This window comes from Pseudomonas sp. Marseille-QA0332 (assembly GCF_054950175.1).
Map to the genome: position 1 here is coordinate 2,987,319 of NZ_CM143106.1, position 15,594 is coordinate 3,002,912.

The following is a 15,594-nucleotide window of genomic DNA, read 5'->3' on the forward strand; positions in this document are numbered from 1 at the left end:
GCATTTTTTGCACTCCAGGCTCGCCTCGTGACCACCGAATCCACCGCCTTCGCTACCCTGCCGCTGTCCACCGCCATGCTGGCCAACCTCCAGGCGCTTGGCTACGCCTCCATGACCCCGATCCAGGCCCGCAGCCTGCCGGTGATCCTCAAGGGCCAGGACCTGATCGCCCAGGCCAAGACCGGCAGTGGCAAGACCGCGGCCTTCGGCATCGGCCTGCTTCACCCGCTCAACCCTCGCTACTTCGGCTGCCAGGCGCTGGTGCTGTGCCCGACCCGCGAGCTGGCCGACCAGGTCGCCAAGGAGCTGCGCCGCCTGGCCCGTGGCGAAGACAACATCAAGGTCCTGACCTTGTGCGGCGGCGTGCCGCTGGGTCCACAGATCGCCTCGCTGGAACATGGCGCGCACATCGTCGTCGGCACCCCAGGCCGAGTGCAGCAGCACCTGGACAAAGGCACCCTGGTACTCGATGGCCTCAACACCCTGGTACTCGACGAAGCCGACCGCATGCTCGACATGGGCTTCTTCGATGCCATCGCCAGCATCATCGGGCGCACGCCGACGCGACGCCAGACCCTGCTGTTCTCGGCCACCTACCCGGCCGGCATCGAGAAGCTGGCAGCGGACTTCATGCGTCAGCCCCAGCAGGTCAAGGTCGAGAGCCTGCATGCCGACAACCAGATCGAGCAGCGTTTCATCGAGATCGATCCCGACCAGCGCATGACGGCCGTCACCCGGGTGCTCGGGCATTTCCGCCCGCAGTCGTGCGTGGCGTTCTGCTTCACCAAGCAGCAGTGCGAAGAGCTGGTCGCCCATCTCAAGGCCAAGAGCATCGTCGCCCAGGCCCTGCACGGCGATCTCGAGCAGCGTGATCGCGACCAGGTCCTGACCCTGTTCGCCAACCGCAGCAGCTCGGTGCTGGTGGCTACCGACGTGGCGGCGCGCGGCCTGGACATCGATGGGCTGGACATGGTGATCAATGTCGAGCTGGCACGTGACGCCGAGATCCATGTGCACCGGGTCGGCCGTACCGGGCGCGCCGGCGAGAAAGGCCTGGCGGTGAGCCTGGTGGCTCCGGCCGAAGGCCACCGTGCCCAGGCCATCGAGCAGTTGCAGCAGCGCCCGCTGCGCTGGGAGCAGCTTGACGCGCTGAGTTCCAAAGGCGGTGAGCCGCTGTTACCTCCCATGAGCACCCTGGGCATCGCCGCAGGGCGCAAGGACAAGCTGCGCCCTGGCGATATCCTCGGCGCCCTGACCGGCGAAGCCGGAATCGCCGGCAGTCAGGTGGGCAAGATCGCGATCTTCGACTTCCAGGCCTACGTCGCGGTCGAGCGCGGCGTGGCCCGGCAGGCGCTACAGCGGCTCAACAGCGGGAAGATCAAGGGCAGGTCCTTGAAGGTGCGCATCGTCTAGGGTACGTACTCGTCGGACCAAGGAGCTGCCGCGCAGCCCTTGGGGCCGCGCCTGTACGTCGCCCTGCAAGCACCCACCGGGGCGCTGTAACCCGGATGGATCAACCCCTGCCAAGACAAGGACCCTTCGTGCAAACCATCGATGTGATCATCATCGGCGCTGGCGCCGCCGGCCTAATGTGCGCCCAGCTCACCGCCCGCCGCGCACGCCAGGTGCTGCTGCTCGACCATGCCAACAAACCTGGCAAGAAGATCCTCATGTCCGGCGGCGGGCGCTGCAACTTCACCAACCTGTATACCGAGCCGGCCAATTTCATCTCGCAGAACCCGCACTTCTGCAAGTCGGCCCTGGCGCGCTATACGCAATGGGATTTCATCGAACTGGTCGCCCGCCACGGCGTGCCATATCACGAGAAGAAGCTCGGCCAGCTGTTCTGCGACAACAAGTCCAGCGACATCCTCCAGATGCTGCTCGCCGAGTGCGACCAGGCCGGGGTCGAGCTGCGCATGAACACCAGCATCGAGCGGATCGACAAGGCCGATACGGGCTATCGCTTGCAGACCAGCGCCGGGGCGTTCGCCTGCCAGTCATTGGTGATCGCCACCGGTGGTCTGTCGATCCCCACCCTGGGCGCCACCGGTTTCGGCTACCAGGTCGCCCGCCAGTTCGGCCACAACGTGTTGCCGACCTGCGCCGCGCTGGTGCCGTTCACCATTACCGAGCCCCAGTTGAAGGCACTGTGCAGTGAATTGTCGGGCACCTCCCTGGATTGCATCGCCAGCTGCAACGGCGCCAGTTTCCGCGAAAACCTGCTGTTCACCCATCGCGGCCTGAGCGGCCCGGCCATGTTGCAGATTTCGTCGTACTGGAAGCCCGGCGACACGCTCCAGATCAATCTGCTGCCTGACCGGAACGCACTGGACTGGTTGCGCCAGCAGCAGGCCGAGCGGCCCAACAGCGAACTGAAGACCGTGCTTGGCGAAGTCTTCACCCGCAAGCTCGCCAACCTGCTGGCCGAGCAGTGGTTCGTCTCCAAGCCGATGAAACAGTACACACCGGCGCAGCTGGCCGAGTTCGCCGAAAGGCTGGCGGCCTGGCAACTGGTGCCCGCTGGCACCGAGGGCTATCGTACCGCCGAAGTCACTCTTGGCGGCGTGGACACCCGGGAAGTCTCCTCCAAGAGCATGGAGTCGCTGAAAAGCCCTGGCCTGTACTTCATCGGCGAAGTGCTGGACGTCAGCGGCCACCTCGGTGGCTTCAACTTCCAGTGGGCCTGGGCATCGGCCAACGCCGCCGCGCAGTTCGCCTAGGCTTCGGGCTAGAATCGATGACGCACGGAACGCTTCTTGCTGGTCCGTGACCAAGAGAGTGCCAGGCTCTCTTGACCGGTATCCTTTCGTTCATTGCCCAGCAGGCCACCATGTCATCGTCCCCTTTGCGCCACAGGCTGCGTCGCCTGTGGGCCCAAGACAAGTTCAGCTACAGCATCCGCGTCACCATCGCGCTCACCGGCAGCATGGCTCTGTGCTGGCACCAGAACGAAATGAGTCTGCTGATCCCGTTGTTCCTCGGCATCATCGCCTGCGCCCTGGCCGAGACCGACGACAGCTGGCAAGGCCGGCTCAGCGCCCTGATGGTCACGCTGGTGTGCTTTGCCATCGCCGCGCTGTCGGTGGAGCTGCTGTTCCCCTACCCCTGGCTGTTCGTCGGTGCGCTGGCGCTGTCCGCCTTCAGCCTGACCATGCTGGGGGCCTTGGGCGAACGCTATGGTGCCATTGCCTCGGCGACGCTGATCCTCGCCGTGTACACCATGATCGGCGTCGACCAGCGTGGCGGGCAGGTCAGCGACTTCTGGCACGAGCCCGTGCTGCTGGTAGCGGGTGCGGCCTGGTATGGCCTGCTGTCGGTGCTATGGCAAGCCCTGTTCTCCAACCAGCCGGTACAGCAGGGACTGGCCCGGCTGTTCTTCGAACTCGGCGCCTACATCAAGCTCAAGGCCAGCCTGTTCGAGCCGATTCGCAACCTGGACGTCGAGGCACGGCGCCTGGAGCTCGCCCGGCAGAACGGCAAGGTGGTCGCCGCGCTCAACGCGGCCAAGGAAATCATCCTGCACCGGGTCGGCAACAGTCAGCCCAACTCGAAGGTCAGCCGATATCTCAAGCTGTACTTCCTGGCCCAGGACATCCATGAGCGGGTCAGTGCCTCGCACTACCCGTACAATGCCCTGGCCGAGGCTTTCTTCCACAGCGACGTGATGTTCCGCTGTCAACGACTGCTGCGCCAGCAAGGCAGCATCTGCCAGCAGCTGTCCGAATCCATCCGCCTGCGCCAACCGTTCGACTACGACACCGGCTTCGCCGAGGCCCTGGACGACCTGCACGCGTCCCTCGAACACCTGCGCAGCCAGAACAACCCCGCCTGGCGCGGCCTGCTGCGCTCGCTGCGGGCGCTGGCCAGCAACCTGGCCACGCTGGACCGCCTGCTTGACGCGGCAAGCAATCCGGAAACCCTGGCCGAAGCCACCGACAGCAGCCTGCTCGATCGCTCGCCGCGCGGTTTCAAGGATGTCTGGGTTCGCCTGCGAACCCAACTCACGCCCACTTCGCTGGTCTTTCGTCATGCCTTGCGCCTGTCGCTGGCGTTATCGATCGGCTACGGCATGGTGCATCTGATCCACCCGACCCAAGGCTACTGGATCATCCTCACCACGCTCTTCGTCTGCCAGCCCAACTACGGGGCCACCCGGCTCAAGCTGGTCCAGCGGATACTCGGCACCGCGATCGGCCTGACCGTGGGCTGGGCCCTGTTCGACCTGTTCCCCAGCCCGATCATCCAGTCGATGTTCGCGGTCATCGCCGGCGTGGTGTTCTTCGTCAACCGCACCACTCGCTATACCTTGGCCACGGCTGCCATAACGCTGATGGTACTGTTCTGCTTCAACCAGATCGGCGATGGCTATGGCCTGTTCCTGCCACGCTTGTTCGATACGCTGGTCGGCAGCCTGATCGCCATCCTGGCGGTGTTCCTGTGCCTGCCGGACTGGCAAGGCCGCAAGCTGAACAAGGTGCTGGCCAACACCCTGGCCTGCGCCAGCGAGTACCTGCGCCAGATCATGCAACAGTATGCACACGGCAAGCGCGACGACCTGGCCTACCGCCTGGCCCGGCGCAACGCCCACAATGCCGACGCCGCGCTGTCGACGACGCTGTCGAACATGCTCATGGAGCCGGGCCACTTCCGCAAGGAAGCCGATGCCGGCTTCCGCTTCCTGGTCCTGTCCCACACCTTGCTCAGCTACCTGTCCGGCCTCGGTGCCCATCGCGACACCGCGCTGCAACCCGAGGCCCATGCACAATTGATCGACGGTGCCGGTGCCAGCCTGGCGGCCAGCCTGGAAGAAATCGCCAATGGCCTGGCCGCGCGTCTGCCGGTGGCCATCCACAGCGACGCCGAGCAGGCCCTGGCCAGCAGCCTGGAGCAGATGCCCGACGACCTGGACGAACACCAGCGCCTGGTACAGAGCCAGCTGGCGTTGATCGCCCGGCAGCTCGGCCCCTTGCGAACCCTAGCCGCGCACCTGGTCAAGGCCACCCCGGCCTGACTGCCGGCCGGCAAGCCCCACGTCCCCTGTCAGATCGAGGCGGGGCTCGCTGGCAGACGCCTGGTTTGCGATGATGGTCGTCCTACTCAAGGAGCCACCCGATGTCTCTCGACTGGATCTGCAAGCATCACACCGACCTTGGCAAGCAACAGCTGCACGCCATCTTGCAACTACGTACCGAAGTCTTCGTCGTGGAACAGCGCTGTGCCTATCAAGAGGTCGATGGCCAGGATCTGGCGGGCGATACCTGCCATCTCATGGCCTGGCAGGATGACCAACTGGTTGCCTACCTGCGTCTGCTCGATCCGCAATCACAAGGCGGCGACGTGGTGATCGGCCGGGTGGTGATCGCCGCCTCGGCGCGTGGCCAGGGCCTGGGTGACCAATTGCTGCGCAAGGGCCTGGAATTCGCTTCGCGCTGCTGGCCGCAAACGCCGGTCTATCTGTCAGCCCAGGCCCATCTGCAAGCCTTCTATGCCCGTCATGGCTTCGAGGTGGCAAGCGAGGCCTACGTCGAGGACGGGATCCCCCATATCGGCATGCGCAAGGCTTGAGCCGCCGCCATCGGGCCAGACAGGTTCACGGATAGCCCAGTACCTGGCGGATCTGCCGCAGGTGACGACCCACCCAGGCCTTGTCGATCGCCCCCCAGTCGCGAATGCGATAGTGCCCGGCATGGTTGCGCGCACCGGCCTGCTGCTCGAACTCGCAGACGATATCCAGCTCGGCCAGCGCGGCGATGGTGTCCTGGGCGGTGCGCCGGGGCATGCCGGTCGCCTCCATCAGGGCCGGCACGCTGGCGGCAGCCTGGCTGTCGATCAGCCAGGCCACGTACAGACGTCGGTAGAAGCTGCTGCGGGTCTTGCTTGCAACGGTGGTCATGGCGTACTCCTCAGACGCTGCCGGGCAGTTCTTTCCAGGTGAGGTAGACCCTCAGGTCGAACTCCAGTTGGTGGTAGGCCGGCTCCATGTGCTGACACAGCTGGTAAAAAGCCTTGTTGTGCTCGCGCTCTCGCAGATGCGCCAGCTCATGCACGACGATCATGCGCAGGAACTCCGGCGCCGCCTCCTTGAACAGCGAGGCGATGCGGATTTCCTTCTTGGCCTTGAGCTTGCCGCCCTGGACACGCGATACCGCCGTGTTCAGGCCCAGGGCGCGATGGGTCAGATCGAGGCGGTTGTCGAACAGCACCTTGTCAGGGCTGGGCGCGCTGCGCAGGCTCGACTGCTTGATTGCCTGCACATAGTCATACAGCGCCCTGTCGCTCTGCACCGCGTGCCGGTCAGGATAGCGTTGCCGCAGGTAGTCGCCCAGGCGCCCATTGGCGATGAGTTGCCGCACCTGCTCTTGCAGGTTCGGCGGATAGGCTTGCAGGTAACGCAGTACGATCATGGCAGGCTCGAGTAGCCGGAAGATGCGCCAGTTTATCAATCAGCGCTGCGGCCAGGGATAGCACTGGGGAAAATCGCCGGCACTGGGTGGTGTCACCGCAGCAATGCCTCGAAAGCCCGCAGGCGGCCATCGGGGAAGGCTACCTGGAGCTGGTAGACCAGGCTGAAATCCCGCTGCCCGATGGCCGTGCGCACGCTGTCTTCGAGCATCAGCGGCGAGCGCGCACGACCATCGAGTTCTTCGTCATAGAAGCGATACTGCTGCCGGCCGGCTTGCTGGGCGGCAAGAAAATCCACAGGCATGAAAAAACCCGCATCGCTGCGGGTTCTTCATCGTGCCTGACGTACCTGATCAGTTGACCTTGGCGGTCAGCTCGCCTTTGGCGTAGCGCTGGAACATGCCTTCCAGGGAGATCGGCTTGATCTTCGAGGCATTGCCGGCAGTGCCGAACGCTTCGTAGCGGGCGATGCACACGTCGCGCATGGCTTTCACGGTTTCGGCGAAGAACTTGCGCGGGTCGAACTCGCTCGGATGCTTGGCCATGTACTGACGAATGGCACCGGTGGACGCCAGGCGCAGGTCGGTGTCGATGTTCACCTTGCGCACGCCGTGCTTGATGCCTTCGACGATTTCCTCGACCGGCACGCCATAGGTTTCCTTGATGTCGCCACCGTACTGGTTGATGATCGCCAGCCATTCCTGCGGTACCGAGGAAGAGCCGTGCATGACCAGGTGGGTGTTGGGAATGCGCTTGTGGATTTCCTTGATGCGATCGATTGCCAGGATGTCGCCGGTTGGCGGCTTGGTGAACTTGTAGGCACCGTGGCTGGTACCGATGGCGATGGCCAGGGCATCGACCTGGGTTTTCTTGACGAAATCGGCGGCCTCTTCCGGATCGGTCAGCAGCTGGCTGTGATCGAGAGTACCTTCGGCGCCGACGCCGTCTTCCTCACCGGCCTGGCCGGTTTCCAGGCTGCCCAGGCAGCCCAGCTCGCCTTCCACGGAAACGCCGCAGGCGTGGGCGAACGCCACGGTCTGCTGGGTCACGCGCACGTTGTATTCGTAGTCCGACGGGGTCTTGCCGTCTTCCTTGAGCGAGCCGTCCATCATCACCGAGCTGAAGCCCAGCTGGATCGAACGCTGGCAGACGTCCGGGCTGGTACCGTGGTCCTGGTGCATGCAGACCGGAATGTGCGGGAATTCCTCGATCGCCGCCAGGATCAGGTGACGCAGGAAGGGTGCGCCAGCATATTTGCGCGCGCCTGCCGAAGCCTGGACGATGACCGGGGAATCGGTCTTGTCGGCGGCTTCCATGATGGCGCGCATCTGCTCGAGGTTGTTGACGTTGAAAGCCGGAACGCCATAGCCGAACTCTGCGGCGTGGTCCAGCATCTGGCGCATGCTAATGAGTGCCATTGTGTATCTCTCTCCCGACGATCGTCGTTTTTTCGTGCAAGCCTGCCGCGAAGGCGGTTGCAGTTCAAGTTAGTATGGGTCGCCACAGCGACCCGGCCAGTCACGGTGCCTTGCAGCCCCGCCCTATCAGATCATTGGTTGCGACCCAGTAGGCCAACCCTTCGCTGCCCTGGACATGCAGGGCCAGCACTCCATCACTGTACAAGGCGCCCGATGCGCCCGGCTCGGCACGCAGCTGGTAGACCCGCTCGCTGCCGCCAAGGCGGACTTGCACGCGGCCCTGCTCGGGATCGGCGAAGCGCCATAGCACCTCGGCCTGGCTGTCGCATACCCAACGGGTCCAAGGCCCTGGCGTCGCGGGCTCGGTGTCGAAGACAGCGCAGCCTCCCAGCGCCGCCAGGGCCAGCATGAGCAGGAGCGCCTTCATCGCACGCCCTCCAGCAGACCGCCGAACGCCTGCCAGGTTGCCTCGTCATGCCTCATGGACACCCCTGCGCACGCTGCTGGTGCTCCTCGTCGTACTTCTCCAGGCCGGCCGGCCCCAGGCGCTTGTTGATCACCGGCACGGTTTCCGCCTGCCACTGCGACTGGTAGCAGCCGCCCTTGGCAGGCTGCACAGGCTCGTCCTGCGGGGCCGGCGTGCCGGAACAGGCCGCCAGCGACGCCAGCATGGCCAGCGCAACCATTCGTTCGATCATCAAGCCGCTCCCTCCGCCAGGCGTGCCGTCGTCAGGCCTTGGCCCGCTGTTCCAGGATTTCGACGGCCGGCAGGACCTTGCCCTCCACGAACTCCAGGAAGGCACCGCCGCCGGTAGAAATGTAGGAGATTTCCGAAGCAACGCCATATTTGTCGATCGCGGCCAGGGTATCGCCGCCACCGGCGATGGAGAAGGCCTCGCTGTCGGCGATCGCCTTGGCCAGGACCTGAGTGCCGTTGCCGAACTGGTCGAACTCGAACACGCCGACCGGACCGTTCCACAGGATGGTCCTGGACGACTTGAGCAGCTGGGCGAAGTTGGCGGCGGTCTGTGGCCCGATATCGAGGATCATGTCGTCATCGGCCACGTCGGCGATGGCCTTGACGGTCGCCTCGGCGCTTTCGGCGAACTCCTTGGCGACCACCACATCCACCGGCAGCGGCACGTTGACCTTGCCAGCGATGGCCTTGGCAGTCTCGACCAGGTCCGGCTCGTACAGCGATTTGCCGACCTTATGGCCAGCCGCGGCAAGGAAGGTGTTGGCAATGCCGCCCCCGACGATCAGCAGGTCGCAGACCTGGCTCAGGCTGTTGAGCACGTCCAGCTTGGTCGAGACCTTAGAACCGGCGACGATCGCCGCCATTGGCTTGGCCGGTGCCTTGAGCGCCTTGCCCAGCGCGTCCAGCTCGGCGGCCAGCAGCGGGCCGGCCGCGGCCACCTTGGCGAAACGGGCCACGCCGTGGGTCGAACCTTCGGCGCGATGAGCGGTGCCAAAGGCATCCATCACGAAGACGTCGCACAGGGCCGCGTATTGCTGCGCCAGCTCGTCCGTGCTTTTCTTCTCGCCCTTGTTGAAGCGAACGTTCTCGAACAGCACCAGCTCACCGGGCTTGACCTCGACACCCCCGAGGTAGTCGGTGACCAGTGGCACCTCACGGCCCAACGCCTTGGCCAGATAGTCGGCGACCGGCTTGAGGCTGTTCTCGGCGGAAAACTCACCCTCGGTCGGACGGCCCAGGTGCGAGCAGACCATCACGGCCGCACCTTTTTCCAGGGCCAGCCTGATGGTCGGCAGCGCAGCCTGGATACGCGCATCGCTGGCTACCGCACCGTCCTTCACTGGGACGTTGAGGTCTTCGCGGATCAGTACGCGCTTCCCTTGCAGGTCGAGGTCGGTCATCTTCAACACGGTCATGAATGCAGTCCTTCAAGGCTGTTTGCAGGTGGTACGGGTTCGCTCGACGGCCTGCAGGTAATGGCCTGCGACGTCGAGCATGCGATTGGCGAAACCCCATTCGTTGTCGAACCAGGCGAGCAGATTGACCAGTCGCGGGCCCGAGACCCGGGTCTGGCTGGCATCGACGATGGCCGAATGGGGATCATGGTTGAAATCACAACTGGCGTGCGGCAACTCGGTATAGGCCAGCAGTCCATGCAGCGGACCGCCCAAGGCGGCGTCGCGCAACACGCGGTTGACCTCGGCAGTCGAAGTCGCGCGGGCGGTCTGCAAGGTGATGTCCAGGCACGATACATTGACCGTCGGCACGCGTACCGCTTTGGCCTGGATTCGCCCGGCAAGTTCCGGCAGCAGACGCTCGATGCCCCGGGCCAGCCCGGTGGATACCGGGATCACCGACTGGAAGGCCGAACGCGTACGTCGCAAATCCTCATGGTGATAGGCGTCGATGACCGGCTGGTCGTTCATCGCCGAATGGATGGTGGTGATCGACACGTATTCGATGCCAAAGGCGTCGTCCAGCACGCGCAACAGCGGCACGCCACAGTTGGTGGTGCAGGATGCGTTCGACACCAGGCGTTCGCTGCCGGTCAGCGTCTGGTGATTGATACCATAGACCACCGTGGCGTCGACGTCTGCCTCGCTGGCCATCGGCTGCGAGAACAGCACCCGCGGGGCGCCGGCGTCCAGGAAGCGCTGGCCGTCGGCACGCGTGTGATGGACGCCCGAGCATTCCAGCACCAGGTCGATATCCAGGTCGGCCCAGGCGATGTCCTCGGGCGCGGCGCTGCGCATGACCTGGACACAGTCACCATTGATGTACAGGCAGCCGCCATCGACCTTCACCTCACCGGGAAAGCGACCGTGGGTGGAGTCGAAACGCGTCAGGTATTCCAGGCTGGCCAGGTCGGCCAGGTCGTTCAGCGCGACGATCTCGAGATCGGTCCCGGCGCCCCGCTCCAGCAATGCACGCAAGACGCAGCGGCCGATGCGGCCATAACCGTTGAGGGCAACCTTGAAAGGACGCGAATGGGGCATGAGGTACTCACGTGGCAGTAGCGTTCATACGACTGTCGCGGGCCTGGACGGGGCTGCGCCAGCAGAGTGCCCAGGGTTCGTACCCTCGGTCGCGCACATGTCGCGCCACCGAGCCAGCGCGCCCACGGCAGCCATGCATCGGAAAACGATGCACGGCCACTTCAGGAACGAAGGCTCGGCCTTGCGACTCGCCTCGCGACCGCGCGAGTACAGGCCCTGGACATTCCGGGACGCCGGCGCGAGGCCTGGCCTGCGATCGAAGGGGGCATCATTGCCCCCCGGACCTCTACATCAGTCTTCCAGCAGTTCCTCGGCGGTGCCCAGGATGTTTTCCAGGGTGAAGCCGAACGCCTCGAACAGCGCGGCGGCCGGCGCCGACTCGCCGTAGCTGGTCATGCCGATCACACGACCCTCGAGACCGACATACTTGTACCAGAAGTCGGCATGCGCGGCCTCGATGGCGATCCGCGCACCGACTTCCAGCGGCAGCACGGACTGCTTGTAGGCAGCATCCTGGGCATCGAAGACGCTGGTGCACGGCATGGAGACCACGCGAACCTTGCGGCCCTGCTCGCTGAGTTTGTCGAACGCCTGCACGGCCAGGCCCACCTCGGAACCGGTGGCGATCAGGATCAGCTCGGGCTCGCCCACGCAGTCCTTGAGGACATAGCCGCCACGGCCGATGTTGGCGATCTGTGCCGCATCGCGCTGCTGGTGCTGCAGGTTCTGACGCGAGAAGACCAGCGCCGAAGGCCCATCGTTGCGCTGCAAGGCATAGGCCCAGCACGCCGCCGACTCGACCGCATCGGCCGGACGCCAGGTGTCCAGGTTCGGCGTGCTGCGCAGGCTGGTCAACTGTTCGATCGGCTGGTGGGTCGGACCATCCTCGCCCAGGCCGATGGAGTCGTGGGTATAGACATGGATCACCCGCTGCTTCATCAGTGCGGACATGCGCACCGCGTTGCGCGCATATTCCATGAACATCAGGAAGGTCGCGCCATAGGGCACCAGGCCGCCATGCAGGGCCACGCCGTTCATGATCGCGGTCATGCCGAACTCGCGCACGCCGTAGAACAGGTAGTTGCCGCTGGCGTCATCGCTCTTCACGCCCTTGCAACCTTTCCACAAGGTCAGGTTGGAGCCGGCCAGGTCGGCGGAACCGCCAAGCAGCTCCGGCAGCAGCGGACCGAAGGCGTTCAGGCTGTTCTGGCTGGCCTTGCGGCTGGCGATCGTCTCGCCCTTGGCCGCCACCTCGGCGACATAGGCCTGGGCTTTCTCGGCGAAATCGGCAGGCAGCTCGCCAGCCAGGCGACGCTTGAACTCGGCGGCCAGCTCGGGGTAGGCCTTGGCATAGGCATCGAAACGCTGCTTCCATTCGGCCTCGAGCCGGGCGCCGGCAGCCTTGGCATCCCATTCGGCATAGATGTCGGCGGGGATTTCGAACGGGCCGTGGTTCCAGCCCAGCTCCTGGCGCGCCAGGGCAATCTCGTCGTTGCCCAGCGGAGCGCCGTGGCAGTCTTCCTTGCCTTGCTTGTTGGGCGAACCGAAACCGATGATGGTCTTGCAGCAGATCAGGGTCGGGCGATCGCTCTTGCGTGCGGTTTCGATGGCCGTCTTGATCTCTTCGGCATCGTGGCCGTTGACGTTGCGGATCACCTGCCAGTCATAGGACTCGAAACGCTTGGGCGTGTCGTCGGTGAACCAGCCTTCGACTTCGCCGTCGATGGAGATGCCGTTGTCGTCGTAGAAGGCGATCAGCTTGTTCAGGCCCAGGGTGCCGGCCAGCGAGGCGACCTCGTGGGAGATACCCTCCATCATGCAGCCGTCGCCAAGGAACACGTAGGTGTTGTGGTCGACGATGGTGTGGCCTTCACGGTTGAACTGCCCGGCCAGCACCTTCTCGGCGATGGCGAAGCCGACGGCATTGGCGATGCCCTGGCCAAGAGGCCCGGTAGTGGTCTCGACGCCTGGGGTATAGCCATACTCGGGGTGGCCCGGGGTACGGCTGTGCAGCTGACGGAAGCCCTTGAGATCGTCGATCGACAGATCGTAGCCGGTCAGGTGCAGCAGCGAATAGATGAGCATCGAGCCGTGGCCATTGGATAGCACGAAGCGGTCGCGATCGGCGAACTGGGGGTTGCTCGGGTTGTGCTTCAGATAATCGCGCCACAGCACCTCGGCGATATCCGCCATGCCCATGGGGGCACCTGGGTGGCCGCTGTTGGCCTTTTGCACGGCATCCATGCTGAGTGCACGAATAGCGTTCGCACGCTCACGACGGCTGGGCATCGCTAATCTCCTGGGGCTTTGTATTGGGTGATGAAACAAAATGGCGCCCATTTTCGCCCACGTTGGCCCCTCGGAGCAATGACGGATGGTCGCAGCCAGGCGATTTGCCGAAGTTATCGGACAGCCTGGACCGTAGCGAAGGTGCCTGGAAGAACATCCTAGTCGGCCAGTCGCGCCCTCCATCCAATATCAAAACTTTTTGATATTGCTGTTGCGAGTCGTGCATCCCCTGTCTAGACTGCGATCCATGAACCTTCGTGTCCCCGCTCCCGTACTCCAGCAAAGCGACGAACTGACCGCCCTGTGCAAGGCCGGCGGCGATCCGCTGCGCCTGAATGTGCTACGCGCCCTGGCCAACGATTCCTTCGGCGTGCTCGAGCTGGCGCAGATCTTCGACATCGGCCAGTCAGGCATGAGTCATCACCTCAAGGTGCTGGCCCAGGCCGAACTGGTGGCCACCCGACGCGAAGGCAACGCCATCTTCTATCGCCGTGCGCTGCCCGATACCCAGCGCCTCGGTGGCCGCCTGCATGCGGCATTGCTCGACGAAGTGGATGGACTGTCCCTGGCCGAGGACGTGCAGGCCCGCATCGCCCAGGTCCAGCAGCGCCGCGCCGCCACCAGCCAGGACTTCTTCCTGCGCGTGGAGGAAAGGTTCCGCGCGCAGCAGGACCTGATCGCCGGCCTGCCGCAATATCGCGAAAGTCTCCTGGCACTGCTCGACAAGCTCGGCTTCGCCGAGCCTGCCACCGCCCTCGAGATTGGCCCCGGCGACGGCGAATTCCTGCCGGACCTGGCCCGGCGCTTCAACCGGGTAGTGGCGCTGGACAACAGCCCGACCATGCTCGAGCTGGCGCGCCAGGTGTGCCAGCGCGAGCACCTGGACAATGTCGAGCTGCGCCTGGCCGATGCGCTGTGCGCGTCGGACGAACAGGCCGATTGCGTCGTGCTGAACATGGTCCTGCATCATTTCAGCGACCCGGCCGAGGCCTTGCGCCGGCTGGCCTTGCGGCTCAAGGCAGGCGGCAGCCTGCTGGTCACCGAGCTGTGCAGCCATGACCAAGGCTGGGCCAGGGAAGCCTGTGGCGATCTCTGGCTCGGCTTCGAGCAGGAGGAGCTGGCAGGTTGGGCCGTCGCGGCGGGGCTGGCTCCCGGCGACAGCCTCTACGTCGGTTTGCGTAACGGTTTCCAGATTCAGGTCCGACACTTCCAGCGACCTGCTGGCGACATTCACCATCGGTAAACTTTAGGAACCCGTCGAGATGAGCGAATACTCCCTTTTTACTTCCGAGTCCGTGTCTGAAGGCCATCCGGACAAGATCGCCGACCAGATTTCGGATGCAGTCCTCGATGCCATCATCACCCAGGATAAGTTCGCCCGCGTCGCCTGCGAAACCCTGGTCAAGACCGGCGTCGCCATCATCGCCGGTGAAGTGACCACCTCGGCCTGGGTCGACCTGGAGGATATCGTCCGCAAGGTCATCGTCGACATTGGCTACGACAGCTCCGACGTCGGCTTCGACGGCGCGACCTGCGCCGTGATGAACATCATTGGCAAGCAGTCCGTCGACATCGCCCAGGGCGTCGACCGCTCCAAGCCCGAGGATCAGGGCGCTGGCGACCAGGGCCTGATGTTCGGCTATGCCAGCAACGAGACCGACGTGCTGATGCCGGCGCCGATCTGCTTCTCGCACCGCCTGGTCGAGCGCCAGGCCGAGGCGCGCAAGTCCGGCCTGCTGCCATGGCTGCGCCCCGATGCCAAGTCCCAGGTCACCTGCCGCTACGAAGGGGGCAAGGTGGTGGGTATCGACGCCGTCGTGCTGTCGACCCAGCACAACCCGGAGGTCGCGCAGAAAGACCTGCAGGAAGCGGTCATGGAACTGATTGTCAAGCACACCCTGCCAGCCGAGCTGCTGCACAAGGACACCAAGTTCCACATCAACCCGACCGGCCAGTTCATCATCGGCGGCCCGGTTGGCGACTGCGGCCTGACCGGGCGCAAGATCATCGTCGACAGCTACGGCGGCATGGCCCGTCACGGCGGCGGTGCCTTCTCCGGCAAGGACCCGTCCAAGGTCGACCGCTCGGCGGCCTACGCCGGTCGCTATGTGGCCAAGAACATCGTTGCCGCCGGCCTTGCCGAGCGTTGCGAGATCCAGGTGTCCTACGCCATCGGCGTGGCGCAGCCTACCTCCATTTCGCTGAATACCTTTGGCACTGGCAAGATCTCCGACGACCGGATCATCCAGCTGGTGCGCGAGTGCTTCGACCTGCGCCCGTACGCGATCACCACCATGCTCGACCTGCTGCATCCGATGTACCAGGAAACCGCCGCCTATGGCCACTTCGGTCGCACGCCGCAGCAAAAGACCGTGGGTGACGATACCTTCACCACCTTCACCTGGGAGCGCACCGACCGCGCCGAGCAACTGCGCAGCGCGGCTGGCCTCTAAGCTCCACGCTGCGCCAGGCAAGGCGAATCGAGAGCCCCCGTCGAGTGATCGGCGGG

At 64.6% G+C, this 15,594-nt stretch carries 14 protein-coding genes and 1 pseudogene; 6 read left to right on the forward strand and 9 right to left on the reverse strand.

What is annotated here, in order from left to right:
- The first annotated feature begins 27 nt into the window (after window positions 1-27).
- The 4 genes from dbpA to ACY8GK_RS13870 all read left to right on the forward strand — a co-directional run bounded on the left by dbpA (window position 28) and on the right by ACY8GK_RS13870 (window position 5,568).
- Window positions 28-1,413: an ATP-dependent RNA helicase DbpA gene (gene dbpA / locus ACY8GK_RS13855; protein ID WP_462401465.1), complete on the forward strand. Its 1,386-nt coding sequence runs from the start codon at window positions 28-30 to the stop codon at window positions 1,411-1,413.
- A 128-nt stretch (window positions 1,414-1,541) separates the two neighbouring features.
- Complete coding sequence (locus tag ACY8GK_RS13860; protein WP_196175895.1) at window positions 1,542-2,723, forward strand: BaiN/RdsA family NAD(P)/FAD-dependent oxidoreductase; 1,182 nt, start codon at window positions 1,542-1,544, stop codon at window positions 2,721-2,723.
- A 110-nt stretch (window positions 2,724-2,833) separates the two neighbouring features.
- Window positions 2,834-5,014 (forward strand): YccS family putative transporter, encoded by a 2,181-nt coding sequence (gene yccS / locus ACY8GK_RS13865; RefSeq protein WP_196175893.1) that lies wholly within the window; start codon window positions 2,834-2,836, stop codon window positions 5,012-5,014.
- A gap of 101 nt (window positions 5,015-5,115) precedes the next feature.
- Entirely contained in the window at window positions 5,116-5,568 is a 453-nt protein-coding gene (locus ACY8GK_RS13870) for a GNAT family N-acetyltransferase (RefSeq protein WP_196175891.1), read from the forward strand.
- A gap of 25 nt (window positions 5,569-5,593) precedes the next feature.
- On the opposite strand, the gene ACY8GK_RS13875 is transcribed toward ACY8GK_RS13870, so the two are convergent.
- The 9 genes and pseudogenes from ACY8GK_RS13875 to tkt all read right to left on the reverse strand — a co-directional run bounded on the left by ACY8GK_RS13875 (window position 5,594) and on the right by tkt (window position 13,085).
- Window positions 5,594-5,896, reverse strand: coding sequence for a winged helix-turn-helix domain-containing protein (locus ACY8GK_RS13875; protein WP_196175889.1), 303 nt, complete (start codon window positions 5,894-5,896; stop codon window positions 5,594-5,596).
- Window positions 5,897-5,906: 10 nt separating this feature from the next.
- Window positions 5,907-6,407, reverse strand: a complete 501-nt coding sequence (locus tag ACY8GK_RS13880) for a M48 metallopeptidase family protein (protein WP_196175887.1) — start codon at window positions 6,405-6,407, stop codon at window positions 5,907-5,909.
- Window positions 6,408-6,473: 66 nt separating this feature from the next.
- Window positions 6,474-6,691 (reverse strand): annotated as a pseudogene (locus ACY8GK_RS13885) (two-component system response regulator); the annotation flags it as partial.
- Window positions 6,692-6,758: 67 nt separating this feature from the next.
- Window positions 6,759-7,823, reverse strand: a complete 1,065-nt coding sequence (gene fba, locus ACY8GK_RS13890; protein ID WP_196175886.1) for a class II fructose-bisphosphate aldolase — start codon at window positions 7,821-7,823, stop codon at window positions 6,759-6,761.
- A gap of 100 nt (window positions 7,824-7,923) precedes the next feature.
- The gene (locus tag ACY8GK_RS13895) at window positions 7,924-8,250 is read right to left on the reverse strand and encodes an MliC family protein (RefSeq protein WP_196175884.1); all 327 of its coding nucleotides are present in this window, start codon (window positions 8,248-8,250) and stop codon (window positions 7,924-7,926) included.
- A 52-nt stretch (window positions 8,251-8,302) separates the two neighbouring features.
- Window positions 8,303-8,521: a hypothetical protein gene (locus tag ACY8GK_RS13900; RefSeq protein WP_196175882.1), complete on the reverse strand. Its 219-nt coding sequence runs from the start codon at window positions 8,519-8,521 to the stop codon at window positions 8,303-8,305.
- A gap of 31 nt (window positions 8,522-8,552) precedes the next feature.
- Window positions 8,553-9,716 carry a phosphoglycerate kinase gene (locus tag ACY8GK_RS13905; protein WP_462401466.1) on the reverse strand — a complete coding sequence of 388 codons (1,164 nt, stop codon included), beginning with the start codon at window positions 9,714-9,716 and terminating at the stop codon, window positions 8,553-8,555.
- Between the two features lie 12 nt (window positions 9,717-9,728).
- Window positions 9,729-10,796 (reverse strand): erythrose-4-phosphate dehydrogenase, encoded by a 1,068-nt coding sequence (gene epd, locus ACY8GK_RS13910; protein WP_196175878.1) that lies wholly within the window; start codon window positions 10,794-10,796, stop codon window positions 9,729-9,731.
- Between the two features lie 291 nt (window positions 10,797-11,087).
- Entirely contained in the window at window positions 11,088-13,085 is a 1,998-nt protein-coding gene (gene tkt, locus ACY8GK_RS13915; RefSeq protein ID WP_196175876.1) for a transketolase, read from the reverse strand.
- Window positions 13,086-13,332: 247 nt separating this feature from the next.
- Between tkt and ACY8GK_RS13920 the strand changes: the two genes are divergently transcribed.
- Window positions 13,333-14,328: an ArsR/SmtB family transcription factor gene (locus ACY8GK_RS13920; RefSeq protein WP_462401467.1), complete on the forward strand. Its 996-nt coding sequence runs from the start codon at window positions 13,333-13,335 to the stop codon at window positions 14,326-14,328.
- A gap of 19 nt (window positions 14,329-14,347) precedes the next feature.
- On the forward strand, window positions 14,348-15,538 hold the full coding sequence (gene metK / locus ACY8GK_RS13925) for a methionine adenosyltransferase (protein ID WP_196175872.1): 1,191 nt from the start codon (window positions 14,348-14,350) through the stop codon (window positions 15,536-15,538).
- The last annotated feature ends 56 nt before the right edge of the window (window positions 15,539-15,594 follow it).